The sequence below is a fragment of the Amycolatopsis sp. WAC 04182 genome, from assembly GCF_003947465.1.
In the GTDB taxonomy this organism is placed as follows: domain Bacteria; phylum Actinomycetota; class Actinomycetes; order Mycobacteriales; family Pseudonocardiaceae; genus Amycolatopsis.
This window is the reverse complement of sequence record NZ_QHJJ01000001.1, coordinates 1,345,144-1,362,470: the sequence shown is the minus strand read 5'-3', so window position 1 is coordinate 1,362,470 and position 17,327 is coordinate 1,345,144. Positions and strand designations below refer to the sequence as shown.

Here is a 17,327-nt window from a genome sequence, read left to right as displayed (position 1 = left end):
GCAGGCGAATCCGCTCGTCGCGCCATGTTTGATCGTGTAGGATTTTGTGTAGTTGATCCAGTGTGGTTATCGGAGGCTTCGTGCTCGCGCGGCAACGACAGGCGGTGATCCTCGAGGAGGCGCGCCGGACCGGCGCGGTCCGGGTCAGCGATCTCGTCGCGAGGCTCGGCGTCTCCGATATGACGGTGCGCCGCGACCTCGATGTGCTCGCCGGCCGCGGACTGGTCGAGAAGGTCTACGGCGGCGCGACCTCCGTCGTCGGCAAGAGCACCGACGAGCCAGGGTTCGAGGCCAAATCCGTGCGCCAGCGCGCGCAGAAGGAGGCCATCGCCGCGCTCGCCGCCGGGCTGGTCCGGCCGGGCACCGCGATCGGCATCTCCGCGGGCACCACCACGTGGACGCTGGCCAGGGCGCTCGACGAGGTCCCCGGACTGACGATCGTCACGAACTCCATCCAGGTCGCCGACGTGCTGCGCGGCGTGAACCAGCCGGATCGCACGGTGGTCCTCACCGGCGGCGTCCGCACCCCGTCGGACGCGCTGGTCGGGCCGGTCGCCGTGCAGAGCCTGCGGTCGCTGCACCTGGACATCGTCTTCCTCGGCGTGCACGGGATGGCAGAGGGGCCCGGGTTCACCACACCGAACCTCACCGAATCCGAGACCGACCGCGCGCTGGTCGAAGCCGGCCGCAAGCTGGTCGTGCTGGCCGACCACACGAAATGGGGAATCGTCGGCATCTCCACGATCGCCGGGCTCGACGAGGCCGACGTCGTCGTCTCGGACGACGGTTTGCCTGACCAGGCAAGGAAAACGCTCGCTGAGCAGGCGGGTGAGCTGATGATTGCCGAAACGGCGGAGGCGGCAGAAGCCGAAGAAGCGTGAAGTCGGCGGCCGGGGACGCCATACTCATGTGCGATGCACAGCTTTGGCTCAGGAACTTCTCAGGACCATCCCGCAAGGTGAAGACATGACCGAGAACGACCCCAGCGGCCAGGACGCCGAGAAGGCGCGGCCCGCCGGCGCTCAGCCGGACGCGGACCAGAGCGCGAGCTGGGCGGCCCAGCCCACGCCGCAGCAGCCTGACGCGCCCGGCCTCGGCGGCCATGCCACTCCGCACACCGGAGCGCAGCAGGCCTACAACCCGTGGGCTCCCCAGGTGCAGACGCAGACTCAGCAGGCGCCCGCCCAGGAGCACCACACGCAGGGCCAGTACACCCAGGGACACCAGATCCCCGGCCAGCAGACGCCGTTCACCCAGCCGGGTCCGTCGATGTACACGGTCCCGCAGCAGCGGCAGGCGCAGAAGTCCACGTCGGGCAAGCTGCTCGCCGGTGTCGCGGCGATCGCGCTGGTCGTCGGCGGTGTCGCGGGCGGCACGGTCGGCTACCTGACCGGTGACGCGTCCGGCGGCTCTTCCGTGAACGCGCTCGACGCGCCGAAGCCGGCCCAGCAGACGGGCAATCTGCCCGCCGGTTCGGTAGAAGCGGTGGCGCAGAAGCTGTCGCCGAGCGTCGTCGAGCTTCAGGTTTCCGGGCGATCGGGCGCGGGCGAGGGCTCCGGCTTCGTGCTCAGCACCGACGGCTACGTGCTGACCAACAACCACGTCGTCGAGGTCGCCGCCGGTGGCGGGCAGATCCAGGCGGTGTTCCAAGACGGCAAGAAGGGCACGGCGACCGTCGTCGGCCGTGACCCGACGACCGATATCGCCGTGGTGAAGGTCAGTGGCGTCAGCGGCCTGACCCCGGTGGAACTCGGCCGCTCCGACGACCTGCGCGTCGGGCAGCCGGTGGTCGCCATCGGTTCGCCGTTCGAGCTGACGGGCACGGTCACCTCGGGCATCGTCAGCGCGCTGAACCGGCCGGTGAGCGCCGGCGGCAACGGCGACCAGACCACGGTGATGTCGGCGGTGCAGACCGACGCGGCGATCAACCCCGGCAACTCCGGCGGCCCGCTCGCGAACATGGCAGGCCAGGTCATCGGCATCAACTCGGCGATCTACAGCCCGAAGTCCGCGCAGGGCCAGGGCGGCGAGACCGGCGGCAACGTCGGCATCGGCTTCGCCATCCCGATCGACCAGGCGCGCCGCACGGCCGACGACATCATCAACACCGGCCAGGCGACGCAGACCTTCATCGGCGCGCGCGTGCAGACGGCGCCGACCGGCGGAGCGCAGCTCGGGGAGATCTCGCCGGGCAGCCCCGCGGAGAAGGCGGGCCTCAAATCCGGTGACGTCGTGACGAAGCTGGACGACCGCTCGATCCCCAACGCGGACGCGCTCGTCGCCGAGATCCGCACCCGGGCGCCGAACGACAAGGTGAAGTTCACGCTCAGCGGGGACAAGGTCATCGAGGTGACCCTCGGCGGGCAGCCCGTCACCCCGAACTAGCCCTTCCAGAAAACGCTCGGCCGCAGTGCGCGGCCGAGACCAGCTCCGGCTCGAACCCCCAGCGGGCCGGACCCCAAGAAGCCACGCGCGACCGGCTGCCAATCCCGGTCGCGCGTGGCTCTTTTGGTGAGATGGGTAAGGCAATTGCGCGCCACCTAGGTCAGGGAAGGGTTGCGAAAGCCACTTTCGCAACGTTGAAGGTTGCGAAAGTGGCTTTCGCAACGGTGGCGGCTTCTGGTCGGACCATTCATCGCAGACGGCACCGCCGCGTGTCGCGAAAGCCACTTTCGCGACATGTGACGTCCCAAAAGTGGCTTTCGCGACACGTCGCTGTACGTCCCGGAGCGGGCAGCCCACCAAGACCTTTCTATTCCGCCCTCCGCCGGACCAGCGCGGCCGCGAGCACGCCGAGCCAGACGACCGCCAGGCTGACGAGCAGGCCGGTGACGGTGTCGGCGTCATGCAGGCCCGGGTTCCGGGCGCCGCCGAAAGGCCGCCACAGCAACGGAAACGCGAGCAGCGTCAACACGCCGGTGAGCACCGCGCCCGTCTTGACCGGCGTCTTCCAGCGTTCCGGCAGGAACCTGCTCAGCGTGAATCCCACGGCGCCGGCCAGCGGCGCGATCAGCAGGTCGTGCGCCAGCGGGCCGCCGATGAGCCACCCGAGCGTCCCGAAGACGTCCGGTCGCAGCGGGAAGGCGTACTCGGCGAACAAGACCGCGCCCCACGCGAGCGCGGCGAGGCCGGGCAGGAACAGCAGCAGCCGCACCGTCTTCACAGCGTCTCCAAACGGGTGACCCATTTCGTCTGCAGGACCCCCGGCCGGTTCGGGGCGATGATCCGGCACGGGAAGCCGTGGTCGGCGTCGAGCACCTCACCGTTGAGTTCCAGCGCCAGCAGGGTGAGGTCGTCCGAGGTGTGCTCGCCGGGGAGGTCGCTGATCCCGTAGGGCCCGGCCTTCTCCAGCGAGAACACGCGCACCGGGGTGCCCGGTGTGCTTCCGGCGTGCCGCAACAACTCCGGCAGGGAGACGCCGCTCCAGCGCGCGGACTCGCTCCACCCTTCGACGCACGCGATCGGCAGCTCGGCCGAAGTTCTGGGGAGGGCACGGAGTTCGTCCAGCGAATAGGTCTTCGTGCCGTTCGGCGTCACCACCGAAAGCCGCCAGCCGGGGTCGTTCGCCGTGTCCAGGACGCCTGCCGCCGCGGCGGTCCGGTTCACCGGCAGCCCTTGCGGCCCCGTGTCGCTCCGCCATGACAGACCGGAAACGCCGCGGAGCAACGGAACCGTCGCTCCGGCCGTCGCGACGACGCCGACTCCCGCGGCCAGCCAGGTCGTGCGAAGGAACGCACGCCGCGAAGGTTCCGGCTTCCGAGTGAGCGAGCGGCGGACGATGGGGAGTTTCACCGCGATGTGCACCAGGATCGAGCCGATCGCCACCCACGCGACCGCGTAGTGCAACTGCGGGAAGTAGAACGTCCACGGATAGTTCTGCGCGACGTTGAACAGGCCGGTGGCGAGTTCGAAGAAGGCGGCCGCGGAGAGCACCAGGATCGACAGCCGTTCGAGCGCGTGCGGCAGCGACCGGATCACCGGCCGCTCGAACAGTTTCGGGTAGACGCTCCAGAGTTTGGCCAGCAGCAAGGGAATCGACGCGATACCGGAGAGCACGTGCGTGCCCTGCGTGACCCGGTACAGCCAGACCGGGCGGCTCGGCCAGCCGAACCACGACGGCGGATGCTGGATGAGATGACTGAGCAGGCCGGTGACGAAGCACAGCGTGAACGTCACGGCGAGCGCGAGCCCGATCCGCGACGTCACCCGCTCCGAGGTCGTGTTCATGCTTTCTCCAGGCAGGCGAACCAGCGGTGGCCGTGGCTGGTGGACCATGCGACGCGGAACGCGGTGCGGGCGGCAATGTCCGCGATCGCCTCGACACCGACCCACGCCCAGGTGAACCACGCACCGTTTTCCGGGCGCAGCCGGACCCGGTCCTGGCGGAGCCCGCGGCCCGGCGGGTCGAGTTCGACGAGCACCGTCCCGCCGTCGGTGATCAGTTCCGCCATCCGTGCGAGGAGACGGTGCGGATCGCCGCCGATGCCGATGTTCCCGTCGGCGAGCAGGACGTGCCGCCAGCGCCCTTCACCCGGGAGCCGGTCGAACACGTCTCGGTGGAGCGCGGCGGCGCCACGGGCGTGAGTGAGCCGCACGGCGGTGGCCGAGATGTCGACGCCGAGCGAGGCGACGCCGCGTTCGGTCAGCGCGGCGGTGAGCCTGCCGGGCCCACAGCCGACGTCGAGGGTTGGGCCGTCACAGGCGGCGAGGAGGACGTCGTCGCCTTCGCAGGGGATGGCGGTCCACCGGTCGACCGGCAGGTCGACGCGTTCGCCGGTCGCCAGTTCCAGCCAGCAGCGGTGGCCGAGCAGGCCGCGGTCGAAGGCGGTCACCGGACTTCGGCCACCGCTCGGGCGAACCGGCCGTGCGGAGCCGCCGTGGCGACCCGGCGCGCGTCCGCGATCGTGTCCACATCGGACAGTGTGGGCAGGATGCCAGGACAGAGCCCGATGTCGCGCAGGGCACGCAGGGTCTGACTTCCGGTGTCGTCACGCGACATCGGCACTCCAGCGAGAACTTCGGCGTGCGAAGGATCCCTGAGCCCCAGTGCCCACCAGCCGCCGTCCTCGGCAGGTCCGAGGACAGAGTCTTCAGGCCGGTTGGCGGCTTCGGCCAGGAGCGCCGGGGTGACCTGCGGGGTGTCCATCCCGATCTGCAACACCGGCTCCCCGGGACGGGACGCGTCGGCGTGAGCGTTGACGAGCCGCAGGTCGAACCCCTCCCCGCGTTGGGGGATCACCTCCGTTTTCCGGAGTACCGCGGCGATTTCGGCGCTATGAGCCGCCCTGTCGAGTTCGCCGGTCATGGCGACGACCACGCGTGTGTCCGGCGTCTGGATGGCGGCTTCGAGGGTGTCGAGCAGCGAGGCGGCCGCGATTTCGGCGGCCTGCTCCGGCGTCGCGGGCGGGCACAGCCGCGTCTTCGCGAAACCGGGCACGGGTGCCTTGGCGACGATCAACAGGCAGAAGGTCATCGGCTCAGCACCCGCCCGAAATCCCGCGCGGCGCGGAGCGTTCCCCGCAGCGATCCGGAGACCTTCGACTTGGTGCCCTTGGCGCGTTCGCCGTAGGACACGTCGAACTCGGTGACCCGCCAGCCCGCGCGCCTCGCCTTGATCAGCAGTTCGAGCGGGTAGCCGAAGGCGCGATCGGTGACGTCGAGATCGAGCAGCGCCCGCCGCCGGACGGCTCGCAGCGGTGCGATGTCGCGGACCGGTAATCCCTTGTACCGCAGGAGCGACGAGATCATGACGTTCCCGGCTCTCGCGTGCCACGGCCAGACGCCGGGCCCGGTCGGCACCCGCCGCCCGACCGTCAGATCGGCGTCGGCGAGGCCATCGACCAGCATCGGCAGTTCGGCGAGGTCGAGGGAACCGTCGGCGTCGGCGAAGCAGACGACGTCCGCCGTGGCCGCCTCCAGCCCCGTGTGCACCGCGGCGCCGTAGCCGCGCCGGGGTTCGTGGACGACCTTCGCCCCGAGCGCGGCCGCGATTTCGGCGGAACCGTCCGTGGAGCCGTTGTCGACCACGATCGCCCGATACCGCTCGGACAGGGCCGCCAGTACCCCGGGGAGGGCACCGGCCTCGTCGAGACAGGGGAGCACGACGTCAACCTGGTCAGCGTTCACGCAACGGACGTTAAGTCCGGGATGGAGAGACCAAAACCCTTGCGCTGCTTACCGAATCATGACGTCGGCGAAGTTCTTACCGAGTTCTGACAGACCTCCGTTCCGGACCGCCGGACCGGGGAAACGCGGTTATGGTGCCGGTGATGTCCACTGTCACCGCCCCTTCCCGTACCGGCCGCCGGGCCGATCTGATCGCCGTGGGGCTGGCGATGCTCGTGGTCGCCGCCGCGCTCGCGGTCGGCCTCCACTACAACCGTCCCGGTTCCGGCGTGGTGATCTACGCCTTCGCGCCGCCGCTGTTCGGGCTGTGGTTGCCGCATGTGGGGCCGGGTTCGGTCGCCGCCGTCGTGCTCGCGCTCCTGGTCGTCACCAAAGGTCCCTTGCTCGCCGCCCGGCTGAGCTGGCGTCCGCTGCTCGCGCTCGGCTACGTGACCGCGCTGGCGTGGACGTTCTCGCTGGCGATGATCGACGGGTGGACGCGCGGGTTCACCGGCAGGCTCGCGACGGAACACGAGTACCTGCACGAGGTCCCGGGGATCACCGACATCCCGAAGATGCTGAACGGGTTCTCCTCGCGCATCCTGGATTTCCAGCCGGACTCGTGGACGACGCACGTCTCCGGTCATCCGCCGGGCGCGACGCTGGTCTTCGTCTGGCTCGACCGGCTCGGTCTGCAAGGCGGCGCGTGGGCGTCGACGGTCGTCGTCCTGGTCGGCTGCCTCGCGGTGGTCGCGGTGCCGGTGACGCTCTCCGCGCTGGGCAGGCAGGACGCCGCGAGGACGGTCCTGCCTTTCGCCGTCCTGACCCCGGGCGCGATCTGGATCGGCGTGTCCGCCGACGGTCTCTTCGCGGGTGTCACCGCGACCGGGATCGCGCTGCTGGCACTCGCCACGCGACGGCGGATCCTCGCGCTCCCCGGCGGTCTGCTGCTCGGGTTCGGGCTCTTCCTCTCCTACGGTCTTGTGCTGCTCGGCGTGATCGTGCTCGCCGTCGTCTTTTTGACCCGCGAATGGCGGATCCTCCTGACGGCCACGGCGGGGGTGGCCGTGGTCGTCGTGGCGTTCGCGCTGGCCGGATTCTGGTGGCTCGACGGCTATCACCTCGTGGTCGAGCGCTACTACCAGGGCATCGCGACGCTGCGCCCGTACTCCTACTGGGTGTGGGCGGATATCGCGGCGGTGCTGATCGCGCTCGGCCCGGCCGTGATCGCCGGGACACGACGGGCCGGCGCGGAGTTCCTCGCCGAGCCGAAACGATCGTTCCGCGAGCCGGTCACGCTGATCGTGCCGGCCGCCGTGCTGACGATCGCCTTCGCCGACCTGTCCGGCCTGTCGAAGGCGGAGGTCGAACGCATCTGGCTACCGTTCGAGGTGTGGCTGCTGCCCGCGGTGGCGCTGCTGCCGTCGAAGGGGCGGCGGTGGTGGCTCGCCGCGTCGGCGGCCACGGCGCTGGTGGTGAACCATCTGGTGCTGACGAGCTGGTGAGGTGGGCTGCATGACAGAGCAAGGACGGGTGCTCGTCGTCGACGACGACGAGACCGTGCGGGACGTCGTCCGGCGGTACCTGGAGGTCGCGGGCTTCGAAGTCGACGTCGCCGGGGACGGCACCGAGGGGCTCCGGCTCTTCTCGGCGACCGGGCCGGATCTCGTGGTCCTCGACGTCATGATGCCCGGGCTCAACGGCCTGGAGGTCTGCCGTCGCCTGCGGCAGGTGAGCCAGGTTCCGGTCGTGATGCTGACCGCGCTCGGCGAAGAGGAGAATCGCATCGCCGGGCTCCAGCTCGGTGCCGACGACTACGTCACGAAACCGTTCAGCCCCAAGGAACTCGCGTTGCGCGTGGCTTCGGTCCTGCGGCGGGCACGGATGCCGCGGCCCGAGCCGGCGGCGCGCGTGATCACCGACGGAGATCTCGCGTTGCAGATGTCGGCGCGGCAGGCGGCCCTCGGTGGCGTGGAACTTCCCCTGACGAGCCGGGAATTCGATCTGCTCGCGTTCTTCCTCACCCATCCCGGGGTGGCGTTCTCCCGCGCCGATCTGCTGGAGAAGGTCTGGGGCTGGGACTTCGGCGACCAGTCCACCGTGACCGTCCACGTGAGACGGTTGCGGGAGAAGATCGAGAAGAACCCGGCGAAACCCGTCCGCGTCGCCACCGTGTGGGGCGTCGGCTACCGGTACGACCCGGTGCGGCGATGATCGGCTCCGGTGAGTCGTTCGGCGAGATGCTGGCGCACGCCTGGCATATCCTGCCGTTCGCGCTGATGTTCGCGTTGCCGGTGATGCTGCTCGGCGGTTTGGCGCTGTACGTGCTGCGCCGCGGTTCGCTGGCCAGCACGATGACGATCCTCGTGCTGATCCCCGTACTCGCGACGCTGATCGCGGTGCTCGGGATCAGCGGGTTCATGTTCACCCCCGCGCTGACCACGATGACACTGGTATGTGTGCTGGTCGCGCTGGTGACCGTGCCGGCGGCGCTCGTACTCGGCCGCGCGATCGCGCGCCGCAGCGTGTGGGAACGGGAGGCGCGGGAACGGGAGCGCGCGGCCGAGGCGTCGCGGCGCGAACTGGTCGCGTGGATCAGCCACGACCTGCGGAGCCCGCTGGCCGGGATCCAGGCGATGGCCGAGGCCGTCGCGGACGGCGTCGTCGCCGACCCGATCGAGGTCACCGGCTACGCGCGCCGGATCAGCGGTGAGACCACGCGACTGTCCGGCATGGTCGGCGACCTGTTCGAACTGTCGCGGATCACCGCGGGCGCACTGCAACTGACCATGGCCGCCGTGCCGCTGCGCGATGTCGTCAGCGACGCGGTCGCCGCGCAAGCGCCGCTCGCCGAGCAGAAACGCGTGCGGATGATCGAATACGCCGAAGTGTGGCCGGTCGTCTCCGGCAGCGACCCCGAACTGGCGCGGATCGTGCGCAACCTGGTGTCCAACGCCGTGCGGCACACGCCTCCGGACGGGACGGTCGCGGTCCAGATCGGCATCGACGGCGGTGAGGCGCTGCTCGCGGTCTCCGACGGCTGCGGCGGCATCCCCGACGACGAGATCGGGCGGGTCTTCGACGTCGCGTTCCGCGGGACGACGGCGCGCACCCCCGAACGCGGCGGGCTGGCGAGCGGCGGCGGGCTCGGGCTGGCGATCGCGAAAGGCCTCGTCGAAGCCCATCGCGGCCGCATCGGCGTCCGGAACGACGGCCCCGGCTGCCGGTTCGAGGTCCGGCTTCCGCTCGCCATGCCCTGACCGTGTCAGCGGCGTGTCACCGCGGTGTCAGCGCGGGCCGCGATCGTTGCCGCCATGACGACTTCAGCGAGTAAGTTCTTCCGGCGGGCGGGGATCACCGCGGTGGCGGCCGCGCTGCTGGCCGGGGTCGCGCCCGGTGTGGCCGCCGCGGACAACGGCCGGGACCGTCCGGATCTGCGGGCGATGGTGCAGGAGATCGCCGCCTCCGGGTTCGCCGGGGCGCAGCTGCGGGTGCACGACGCGCGGGGCGACTGGACCGGCAGCGCCGGGGTGCGCGAGCTGGGCTCGGCCGCCAAGCCGCCGACGAACGGGCGGTTCCGGATCGGCAGCAACACCAAGACCTTCGTGTCCACCGTCGTCCTGCAGCTGGTGGGGGAGGGCAAGATCGGCCTGGACGCGCCCGTGGCCGGGTACCTGCCCGAGTTCGGCCTCGACCGGCGGATCACCGTGCGGATGTTGTTGCAGCACACCAGCGGCCTGTTCGACTACACCGGCGCGATGCTGCCCGACGGCACGATCGTGCCGGGAATCCCCTTGACGGGTAAGGAGTTCCTCGACAACCGCTACCACACCTACCGGCCGGAGGAGCTGGTGCGCTTCGGCCTGTCCAAGCCGCCGCTGTTCGCTCCGGGCACGGACTGGACCTACACGAACATCAACTACGTCCTGGCCGGGCTGGTGATCGAGAAGGTCGCCGGCCGCCCGTACGGCGACGAAATCCAGCGGCGGATCCTGCGGCCGCTCGGACTGCGCGACACCGTGGTGCCCGGCACCTGGCCGGGAATCCCCGGGCCGCACGCCCACGGCTACTACCGCTACGAGGAGAAGCCCGGGCAGTGGAAGACGGTCGACATCACGAACCAGAACCCGTCGTGGGCGTCCAGCGCCGGTGAGCTGATCTCGACCACCAAGGACCTCCACACGTTCTTCTCCGCGCTGCTGGGCGGAAAGCTCCTGCCCGCCCCGCTGCTCGCCGAGATGCGCAAACCGCACCCGAAGGGCGGCTACGGCCTGGGCGTGTACGTCCAGGAAGCGAGCTGCGGCACCGTCCTCAAGGGCATGGGCGGCTTCCACGGCTACGGGACGGTGATGGCCAGTACCCCCGACGGCAGCAGGACCTACGAACTGTCCATGACCTACGGGGACTCCGCGGCCGACCTGGGGCAGGCCTACTTCAAGGCGGATCAGCTGCTCACCGACAAGGTGCTCTGCGGCAAGTAGCTCAGAGCCGCAGGAACCCCATGTCCGGGAAGTGGGCCGGCGCGATGATCGCGCCGGTCTCTTCCGCTTCCGCGAGGAACCGCTGCCGGGTGCGGAGCGCGAGTTCCGGGTCGACGTCACCGAGGAAGCCCACTCGCGTGTCCGTCAGCTGCGCGGGCGTGTGCAGGACGTCGCCGAGCAGCAGCAGACGCTCGTCGTCCGCGGTGATGTCGAGGACGTAGTGGCCGGGCGTGTGACCGGGGGCGTGCCGCGCCACGATCCCGGGCGCGATCTCGACGACGTCGCCGCTGATCGCCTCGGTCAGCCCCGCACCGCGAGCGGTCTCCATGCCGATACGGCTCCATTCGCCCGTCCCGGCGGGCGCGATCAGCGCGTCCCAGTCGAGTTGGCCGAAGACGACCTGAGCGCCGGGGAAGGTCAGGTCGCCCTCGGGGGCGATCCAGCCGATGTGGTCGTTGTGCAGGTGGGTGAGGAAGACGGTGTCGATCTCGCCGACCGGGCAGCCTGCCTTGTCGAGCGCGGCGGCGAGGTCGCCGCCCGTGCCCATCGGCGGGGTCGGGTCGCCCTTGGCGGGCGTCATCCCCGGCGGGAAGGCGAATTCGCGCGGGCCGAGGCCGGTGTCGACGAGGATCGTGCGGCCGTTGCCGCGGATCAGGTACGCGCCGGTCGGGACGTGCACGGTGCCGTCCTCGTCGAAGACGTCCGGGTGGGCTTCGGGGTCGAGACCCGGGAAGAACGCGAGCGGCAGCCTGATCAGACCGTCCCCGATCGCTTCGATCTCGATGTCTCCGACGGTGATGCCCACCAAAACCCCCAAAAAAGTCGATTCCGTTGCCGGGAACGACAACTCGGCGGGGGCCCGGTCTGTTCCCGGTTTCAGAGACCGACCGGTTCCCGCAGCTCAGCGGTGGCGAACCCGGCGATGCCTTCGGCGAAACCGGTTCGCGCGGTGAAGCCGAGCAGCCGCCGGGCGCGGGCCGGGTCGGCGACGACGTGCCGGACGTCGGCGGGCCGGGCACCCCCGGCGATCTTCGGAGCCGGTCCGCCGCAGGCCTTCGCGAGTTCCTCGGCGAGTTCGCCGACGGAGTGGGGTTGGCCGGAACAGATGTTCAGCGGGGTCAGGTCACCTTCGGGGCCGTCGGTGCGCAGCGCCAGGACGTTCGCCCTCGCCACATCGTGGACGTGCACGAAGTCACGCTGTTGTTTCCCGTCCTCCAGCACGATCGGCGCCTCACCGCGCAAGAGCGAGGACCGGAACAGCGACGCGACGCCCGCGTACGGGGTGTTCTGCGGCATCCGCGGCCCGTAGACGTTGTGGTAGCGCAAAGCCCAGACCGTTCCGCCGGTTTGCCGGGCCCACGCCGCCGCCAGATGTTCCTGCGCGAGCTTCGTGGCCGCGTAGGTGCTTCGCGGCCGAAGTGGTGCATCCTCGGGAACCAGCCGCCAGTCGAGCTCGGCGCCGCAGGCCGCGCACGCGGGCTCGAAGCAGCCGGCGTCCACATCGGACTGTTTCCGTGGCGACGGCGGCACGATCCCGTGGATGGGGCATTCGTAGCGGCCTTCGCCGTAGACGACCATCGACGAGGCGAGCACCAGCTTCCGGACTCCGGCCCGGTGCATCGCGGCGAGCAGGACCGCGGTCCCGTAGTCGTTGTTCAACGCGTACGACGGCGCGTCGGACGGATCGACGCCGTGCCCGACGACGGCCGCCTGATGACAGACCGCGTCGACGCCGTCCAACAGCTCGGCGACCAGCTCCGTGTCGGTGACGTCGCCACGCAGGAACCGGTGGCGGCCGGTGTAGCCGGGCGGTCGCGACGAACCGTGCGCGGTGCTCAGGAGGTTGTCGAGGACCACCACCTCGTCGCCTCGGTCGGACAGCAGATCGGCGATGTGGGAGCCGATGAACCCGGCCCCGCCGGTTACCAGTGTTCGCACCGTTCCGACGCTAGGGGCGATCGACGGCGGCGGCGCCGGATCGCGGGCTCATGTCAGGGAATCGTCACAAGTCGTGGCCCTCGGCACCGCGGGAGCGAAGATCGCCCGAAACCGGATACGGTGTGCCTATGGAACGGAGCGCACAACGGCTGGGCCGCGCACTGGTGGTCATCGTGGACGATCGGGTCGCCCACGGCGAACACGAGGACAACACTGGACCGCTGGTCACGGAGCTGCTCGAAGAGGCCGGGTTCATCGTCGACGGCGTCGTCGTGGTCGAGGCCGAGACGGCCGCGATCCGCAACGCGCTCAACACCGCGGTGATCGGCGGTGCCGACCTGGTGATCACCGTCGGCGGCACCGGGGTCTCCCCGCGCGACCGCACCCCCGACGCGACGGCCGGTGTGCTCGACCGCCCGATCCCGGGCATCGGCGAAGCGCTCCGCGCGTCCGGCCTCGCCGCCGGCGCGGTGGACGCGGGCATCTCCCGCGGGCTCGTCGGCGTCTCCGGCAGCACGCTGGTGGTCAATCTCGCGGGTTCCCGCGCGGCCGTCCGTGACGGCATGGCGACGCTCTCGTCGCTGGTGCCGTACGTGATCGACGAGCTGTCCGGGCTCGAAGAGGCCTAGTTTTCAGTTCTTCGGGGCGGGTCCGGGTTCGGTCCCGGGCTCGCCCTTTTTGTCCTGGTGCAGCACTCCTTCCACCTTTTCGGTGACCTGGCCGATCTTGTCCTCGAACCGGCCGCCGGTTACCTTGTTCGCCCCGGCCGACGCCGCCGAGACACCCTTGGCCGCGACGTCGCCCGCCTTCTCGGCCAGCGGCCCGGCCTTCTCGCGGACCTCGCCCGCGACCTCTTCCGCTTTGTGGATGGCCTGCGCGGCCAGCCCCTTCGCTTTGTCGACGATGCTCATGCGCTGATGGTCCCACCGGCGGACGGCCCCCGCGACCGGTGCGAAAATGGACGTCATGCCAGGTGAAGACGAAGACAAGCGCCCCTCCGCCGCGGAGAAACGGCGGGTCGACGAGATCTTCGGCGACGTCCTGCCGGACACGACCTCCGACGAGCGAGAGCCGGGGCAGCGCTCCCCGGACTCCGACTCGTGGTTCCTGGAGAACCGGCCGCCTCACCACGACCGGTGATCCGGATCAGCTCGCGCGGTTCTGCTGCGCGCGCAGCAGGTCACGGATCTCGGTGAGCAGCTCGACGTCGGTCGGCTCCGCGGGGCCTGCCTCTTCGCCGCGCTTGCGCCGTTCCTGAACGTGCTTGACCGGCAGCACGATCACGAAGTAGACGACGGCCGCCACGATCACGAAGTTGATCGCCGCGTTGATCACGCCGCCGAAGTCCATGAACGTCGAGTCGTTCGCGCTGAGGATGTTGAACCCCAGCCCCTTGGCGGCGTCCGAACCGCCGATGGCGTTGATCAGCGGTTTGATCAGGCCGTTCGTGAAGGCCGTGACGATCGCTGTGAACGCGGCGCCGATGACCACCGCGACCGCCAGGTCGACGACGTTCCCGCGCATCAGGAAGTCCTTGAAGCCCTTGATCAAGACGCTCTCCTCTTCACCTGGGACGGTTCGCCGACCGTCCCTTCTCCATACCGGGGGGACGCAGGCGCCCGCCGCCACAGGGCAGGCGCGAGCTAGCGGAGGGTAACCGTTATGGACCGTTCCAGCGAGGTGGCCGCGACCCGTGTCGCGATCGCGGAAGGCAGGGAAAGCAGCACCAAAGGTCCCTTGCTCCCGGCACCGGAGGCCTTCGGATCGCGGGTGCCCTGCTCGCCCACCGCCGCCACGACGGCCGCGCTGGCCAGCAAAGACGCCTCGTGCCCCGCTTCGGCGGCCGCGACGACGTCGACCCGACGGCCCGGCCTGAGCAGCTCCGCGACCCCGGCGTCGGCGAGCCTCACCGGGACAGTTGAATTCTCGGGATCACCCGATCCGGGGATGCCCGCGTCCAGCAAGCGGACGTCCGTCAGCGGTTCACCCGCCCGCGCCGCACCGACGAGCATCCGCCCTTCCACGGAGGACGGCAGGCCGGTGGCGCCTTGTGGACGGATGTCGTCCGGGAGGTCGACGAGTCTGACGTCCTCGGCACGCAGCAAGGAGCCTGCCGGGAGGTCGCGGGCGGAGACGACGGTCGCGGTGCCGGGCGTGCCGCGGGCGGACGCGGGCAGGAACAGGGTGATCAAGCCGCCGAGCAGCAGGGACAGGGCCAGCCAGCGGCGGAGCAGCCGGGCAGGCCTGCCCTGGAGTCTTCGCAGGACGGGCAGATTATGGAGCACGGGATTCCCCCTCGTCGGTCGGTGATGATCTCGACGTTAGGGGCGGGTGCGCTGCCCTGGAAAGAACGAAAACCCCCGGCTGTGGATAACCGGGGGCCTGTGGACAACTCGGGACGTCAGGAAGCGGCGGCGGCCGTTTTCGTCGTACCCGTGGAGGAGGATGCGGCGCTCTTGGCCTCCGGCTTGGACTCGGTCTTCGACTCCGACTTGGTCTCGGTCTTGGCCGGGGCCGAGGTCGTGTTGGCCTTCGAGTCGCGCGAATCGTTGCGGTAGAAACCGCTGCCCTTGAAGACCACGCCGACCGAGCTGAAGACCTTGCGAAGCGGGCCCGAGCACTGCGGGCACACGGTCAAGCTCGCGTCGGAGAACGACTGCACGGCCTCGAAAGCGTGGTCGCATTCCTTGCAGGCGTATTGGTAGGTGGGCACTGCTGCTCCTTCGTGCATTGGCACTCAGCCGACAAGAGTGCTAACACAACACGGTACCGGGGCATTCCGGCGCAGGTCAAACAAGGTTTCCCAACGTCACATGACGCCCTGGTCACGCCCGGCGGCGATGTCTACGATCATGGCCGTGACGTGGACCGACCGCGTGGACCGGTGGACGCGGACACACCCGCTCGTTCTGGACGTCCTTTTCGCGCTCGCCGTCGCGGCACTGATGGGGCCGCCTTCGCTCGACATCCTCCTGGTGGCCGATTCCCCGGCCTGGGTGCTGTGGGTGGCGGGACTTTGCGGATTCGCGGTGCTCGCCGCCGTCGCGTTACGGCGGATCGCCACCGCGCCCGCGTTCGTCACCGCCGGACTCGCGATGGCGGTGACCGTCGCGTTGCCGAACACGGTGGTCCAGCCCGCGCCACTGGGGCTGGCGAGTGACGGCGACAGCATGGAGATCCCGCTGTTCTTTCTCCCGACGTCGGCGGCCTACCTGGTGCTCCTGTACGCCGTCGCGGCACGCCGTCCGCGCCGCGAGAGCCTGCTCGCCCTCGGGATCAGCGTGCTCGGGGCGTTGCTGTGCACCGCTCGGACGGCGACGGCCTACGGCGCGCTCCCCGCGGGGTGGCTCACGCTTCTGCTGGCCGTTCTCGCGCTGGTCGCGGCGGTGGCGGGCACCTGGGCCGTGGGGTGTTTCCGGTTCGACCGGCGGCGGCGCCTCGCCGACGAGGCCGCGGAAGCCGCCCAGCGCGCCGCGGCCGACGAACGGCAGCGCATCGCTCGCGACATGCACGACATCGTCGCCCATTCACTGGCGGTCATCGTGCGTCAGGCCGAAGGCGGCTCCGCCATCGCCCCCAAAGCACCCGACCGGGCGGCACAGGCGCTTTCCGTGATCGCCGGGACCGCCCGCGAGGCGCTGGCCGACATGCGGGACACACTGCGGGTGTTGCGGGAGACCGAGTCGCGGCCCTCGCTCGCCGGGATCCCGGCCTTGGTGGACCGTGTCCGCGCGACGGGCGTCGATGTCCGGCTGTCCGAGCAAGGGCGGCCCGGCGCGCTGACGGCGAGCGCGGCCATGGCGGCGTACCGGCTCGTCCAGGAGGGCTTGACCAACAGCGTCAAGCACGCGGGTCCTCGCGCGGTTGTCACCGTCTCGATCACGCACACTCCGCAGGCGTCGGTGTTCGTCGTCGAGGACGACGGTGGCGGCGAGCGGCCGTCGCTCCCCGGCACGGGCGCCGGTCTGCGTGGCGTCCGGGACCGCGTGCGCGCCGCGGGGGGTACGTTCGAGGCCGGTCCGGTCGACGGCGGTTTCAGGGTGCGCGCGGAATTCCGCGTCGGCGAGCAGGGAGCTTCGGGATGACGATCGACGTCGCGCTGGTCGACGACCAGGAACTGGTCCGGACCGGGCTGGCCATGGTCGTCGACGCGACCGACGACATCCGGATCGTCGTCCAGGCCGCCGACGGCGTGGAGGCAGTCGCGAAGCTCGCCGAGACACGGGTCGACGTCGTGCTGATGGACGTCCAGATGCCGCGGATGGACGGCGTCGAGGCCACCGGAGTGGTCGCCGCCCGCGAGAACGCGCCCAAGGTGATCCTGCTGACGACGTTCGACCTAGACGAGTACGCCATCGCCGGTCTGCGCGCCGGCGCGAGCGGGTTCCTGCTCAAGGACGCGTCGGCCGACGAAGTCCTCCACGCCATCCGCGCCGTCCATGCCGGCGATGCCGTGATCGCGCGCTCCACGACCCGCCGCATGCTGGACCAACTCGCGGTCGCACGCGAAACTTCTCCGTTGCTGAAGCGGCTCACCGCACGCGAACGCGACGTGTTGCTGGAGATCGCGCAGGGATACTCCAACGCCGAGACCGCGCAGCGGCTCTTCCTCTCCGAAGCCACGGTGAAAACGCACGTCGGTCATCTCCTCGCCAAGCTCGAGGTCCGCGACCGGGTGCAGGCGGTGATCTTCGCGTACGAGAACGGGCTCGTGCGTCCGAGCTGAGCCGATCTCATCATTTCGGTGGAGGTGCCGGCGACCTCAGGCCGAGGATTCCCGTCGAGCGGGCGAGCAGCCTGATG

General features: G+C 70.2%; 21 protein-coding genes. 10 read left to right on the top strand and 11 right to left on the bottom strand.

All coding sequences use genetic code 11. The annotated features are described in order from the left end of the window. Positions 1-80: 80 nt before the first annotated feature. A complete protein-coding gene (locus tag DMH01_RS06840; protein WP_125674419.1) occupies positions 81-881 on the top strand; it encodes a DeoR/GlpR family DNA-binding transcription regulator in 801 nt (266 codons plus the stop codon). A gap of 85 nt (positions 882-966) precedes the next feature. After that, positions 967-2,385 carry a S1C family serine protease gene (locus DMH01_RS06835; protein ID WP_125674204.1) on the top strand — a complete coding sequence of 473 codons (1,419 nt, stop codon included), beginning with the start codon at positions 967-969 and terminating at the stop codon, positions 2,383-2,385. A gap of 367 nt (positions 2,386-2,752) precedes the next feature. Here the strand turns inward: DMH01_RS06835 and DMH01_RS06830 are convergent, their stop codons facing one another. The 5 genes from DMH01_RS06830 to DMH01_RS06810 are packed head-to-tail and all read right to left on the bottom strand — an operon-like array spanning position 2,753 to position 6,126. Next, positions 2,753-3,163: a hypothetical protein gene (locus DMH01_RS06830; RefSeq protein ID WP_125674203.1), complete on the bottom strand. Its 411-nt coding sequence runs from the start codon at positions 3,161-3,163 to the stop codon at positions 2,753-2,755. Next, the gene (locus tag DMH01_RS06825; protein WP_125674202.1) at positions 3,160-4,227 is read right to left on the bottom strand and encodes a molybdopterin-dependent oxidoreductase; all 1,068 of its coding nucleotides are present in this window, start codon (positions 4,225-4,227) and stop codon (positions 3,160-3,162) included. The genes DMH01_RS06830 and DMH01_RS06825 overlap by 4 nt, the downstream gene beginning before the upstream one ends. Further along, positions 4,224-4,832, bottom strand: coding sequence for a class I SAM-dependent methyltransferase (locus DMH01_RS06820; RefSeq protein ID WP_125674201.1), 609 nt, complete (start codon positions 4,830-4,832; stop codon positions 4,224-4,226). Before DMH01_RS06820 ends, DMH01_RS06825 begins: the two co-directional genes overlap by 4 nt. Beyond that, positions 4,829-5,473, bottom strand: a complete 645-nt coding sequence (locus DMH01_RS06815) for a DUF2064 domain-containing protein (RefSeq protein ID WP_125674200.1) — start codon at positions 5,471-5,473, stop codon at positions 4,829-4,831. The genes DMH01_RS06820 and DMH01_RS06815 overlap by 4 nt, the downstream gene beginning before the upstream one ends. Further along, entirely contained in the window at positions 5,470-6,126 is a 657-nt protein-coding gene (locus DMH01_RS06810; protein WP_125674199.1) for a glycosyltransferase family 2 protein, read from the bottom strand. Before DMH01_RS06810 ends, DMH01_RS06815 begins: the two co-directional genes overlap by 4 nt. Positions 6,127-6,257: 131 nt before the next feature. On the opposite strand from DMH01_RS06810, the gene DMH01_RS06805 reads away from it, so the two are divergent. Genes DMH01_RS06805 through DMH01_RS06790 form a run of 4 tightly spaced genes read left to right on the top strand, consistent with a single transcriptional unit; the run spans position 6,258 to position 10,586 of the window. Beyond that, positions 6,258-7,610 (top strand): hypothetical protein, encoded by a 1,353-nt coding sequence (locus DMH01_RS06805; protein WP_125674198.1) that lies wholly within the window; start codon positions 6,258-6,260, stop codon positions 7,608-7,610. Between the two features lie 10 nt (positions 7,611-7,620). Further along, positions 7,621-8,319 (top strand): response regulator transcription factor, encoded by a 699-nt coding sequence (locus tag DMH01_RS06800; protein WP_034305757.1) that lies wholly within the window; start codon positions 7,621-7,623, stop codon positions 8,317-8,319. Beyond that, a complete protein-coding gene (locus tag DMH01_RS06795; protein WP_125674197.1) occupies positions 8,316-9,365 on the top strand; it encodes a sensor histidine kinase KdpD in 1,050 nt (349 codons plus the stop codon). The genes DMH01_RS06800 and DMH01_RS06795 overlap by 4 nt, the downstream gene beginning before the upstream one ends. A 54-nt stretch (positions 9,366-9,419) precedes the next feature. Then, positions 9,420-10,586 (top strand): serine hydrolase, encoded by a 1,167-nt coding sequence (locus DMH01_RS06790; RefSeq protein ID WP_125674196.1) that lies wholly within the window; start codon positions 9,420-9,422, stop codon positions 10,584-10,586. A gap of 1 nt (position 10,587) precedes the next feature. Here DMH01_RS06790 and DMH01_RS06785 read toward each other — a convergent pair whose 3' ends face one another. Together DMH01_RS06785 and DMH01_RS06780 are read right to left on the bottom strand one after the other, a co-directional pair. After that, entirely contained in the window at positions 10,588-11,391 is an 804-nt protein-coding gene (locus tag DMH01_RS06785; RefSeq protein WP_125674195.1) for an MBL fold metallo-hydrolase, read from the bottom strand. Positions 11,392-11,462: 71 nt separating this feature from the next. Then, the gene (locus DMH01_RS06780) at positions 11,463-12,524 is read right to left on the bottom strand and encodes an NAD-dependent epimerase/dehydratase family protein (RefSeq protein WP_125674194.1); all 1,062 of its coding nucleotides are present in this window, start codon (positions 12,522-12,524) and stop codon (positions 11,463-11,465) included. A 128-nt stretch (positions 12,525-12,652) separates the two neighbouring features. Here DMH01_RS06780 and DMH01_RS06775 point away from each other — a divergent pair, with 128 nt between their 5' ends. Continuing rightward, complete coding sequence (locus tag DMH01_RS06775) at positions 12,653-13,153, top strand: molybdenum cofactor biosynthesis protein B (RefSeq protein ID WP_005155592.1); 501 nt, start codon at positions 12,653-12,655, stop codon at positions 13,151-13,153. Positions 13,154-13,156: 3 nt separating this feature from the next. Here DMH01_RS06775 and DMH01_RS06770 read toward each other — a convergent pair whose 3' ends face one another. Then, entirely contained in the window at positions 13,157-13,435 is a 279-nt protein-coding gene (locus DMH01_RS06770) for a hypothetical protein (RefSeq protein ID WP_039921525.1), read from the bottom strand. Positions 13,436-13,490: 55 nt separating this feature from the next. On the opposite strand from DMH01_RS06770, the gene DMH01_RS06765 reads away from it, so the two are divergent. After that, positions 13,491-13,664 carry a hypothetical protein gene (locus DMH01_RS06765; protein WP_199745374.1) on the top strand — a complete coding sequence of 58 codons (174 nt, stop codon included), beginning with the start codon at positions 13,491-13,493 and terminating at the stop codon, positions 13,662-13,664. A 6-nt stretch (positions 13,665-13,670) separates the two neighbouring features. Here the strand turns inward: DMH01_RS06765 and mscL are convergent, their stop codons facing one another. The 3 genes from mscL to DMH01_RS06750 form a co-directional block, all read right to left on the bottom strand. Continuing rightward, a complete protein-coding gene (gene mscL / locus DMH01_RS06760; protein ID WP_034306011.1) occupies positions 13,671-14,075 on the bottom strand; it encodes a large-conductance mechanosensitive channel protein MscL in 405 nt (134 codons plus the stop codon). 92 nt (positions 14,076-14,167) lie between these two features. After that, on the bottom strand, positions 14,168-14,809 hold the full coding sequence (locus DMH01_RS06755) for an SAF domain-containing protein (RefSeq protein ID WP_125674191.1): 642 nt from the start codon (positions 14,807-14,809) through the stop codon (positions 14,168-14,170). A gap of 116 nt (positions 14,810-14,925) precedes the next feature. Continuing rightward, entirely contained in the window at positions 14,926-15,237 is a 312-nt protein-coding gene (locus DMH01_RS06750; RefSeq protein WP_125674190.1) for an FmdB family zinc ribbon protein, read from the bottom strand. 145 nt (positions 15,238-15,382) lie between these two features. Between DMH01_RS06750 and DMH01_RS06745 the strand changes: the two genes are divergently transcribed. Then, a complete protein-coding gene (locus tag DMH01_RS06745) occupies positions 15,383-16,609 on the top strand; it encodes a sensor histidine kinase (protein WP_158633194.1) in 1,227 nt (408 codons plus the stop codon). Further along, a complete protein-coding gene (locus tag DMH01_RS06740) occupies positions 16,606-17,250 on the top strand; it encodes a response regulator transcription factor (RefSeq protein WP_125674188.1) in 645 nt (214 codons plus the stop codon). The genes DMH01_RS06745 and DMH01_RS06740 overlap by 4 nt, the downstream gene beginning before the upstream one ends. The last annotated feature ends 77 nt before the right edge of the window (positions 17,251-17,327 follow it).

Bases quoted from the DNA above. Each gene is read 5' to 3' on its own strand.
- DMH01_RS06805 (WP_125674198.1), top strand. From the start codon at position 6,258: ATGGTGCCGGTGATGTCCACTGTCACCGCCCCTTCCCGTACCGGCCGC.
- DMH01_RS06795 (WP_125674197.1), top strand. From the start codon at position 8,316: ATGATCGGCTCCGGTGAGTCGTTCGGCGAGATGCTGGCGCACGCCTGG.
- DMH01_RS06800 (WP_034305757.1), top strand. From the start codon at position 7,621: ATGACAGAGCAAGGACGGGTGCTCGTCGTCGACGACGACGAGACCGTG.
- DMH01_RS06835 (WP_125674204.1), top strand. From the start codon at position 967: ATGACCGAGAACGACCCCAGCGGCCAGGACGCCGAGAAGGCGCGGCCC.
- DMH01_RS06740 (WP_125674188.1), top strand. From the start codon at position 16,606: ATGACGATCGACGTCGCGCTGGTCGACGACCAGGAACTGGTCCGGACC.
- DMH01_RS06775 (WP_005155592.1), top strand. From the start codon at position 12,653: ATGGAACGGAGCGCACAACGGCTGGGCCGCGCACTGGTGGTCATCGTG.
- DMH01_RS06770 (WP_039921525.1), bottom strand. From the start codon at position 13,435: ATGAGCATCGTCGACAAAGCGAAGGGGCTGGCCGCGCAGGCCATCCAC.
- DMH01_RS06815 (WP_125674200.1), bottom strand. From the start codon at position 5,473: ATGACCTTCTGCCTGTTGATCGTCGCCAAGGCACCCGTGCCCGGTTTC.
- DMH01_RS06790 (WP_125674196.1), top strand. From the start codon at position 9,420: ATGACGACTTCAGCGAGTAAGTTCTTCCGGCGGGCGGGGATCACCGCG.
- DMH01_RS06825 (WP_125674202.1), bottom strand. From the start codon at position 4,227: ATGAACACGACCTCGGAGCGGGTGACGTCGCGGATCGGGCTCGCGCTC.
- DMH01_RS06765 (WP_199745374.1), top strand. From the start codon at position 13,491: ATGCCAGGTGAAGACGAAGACAAGCGCCCCTCCGCCGCGGAGAAACGG.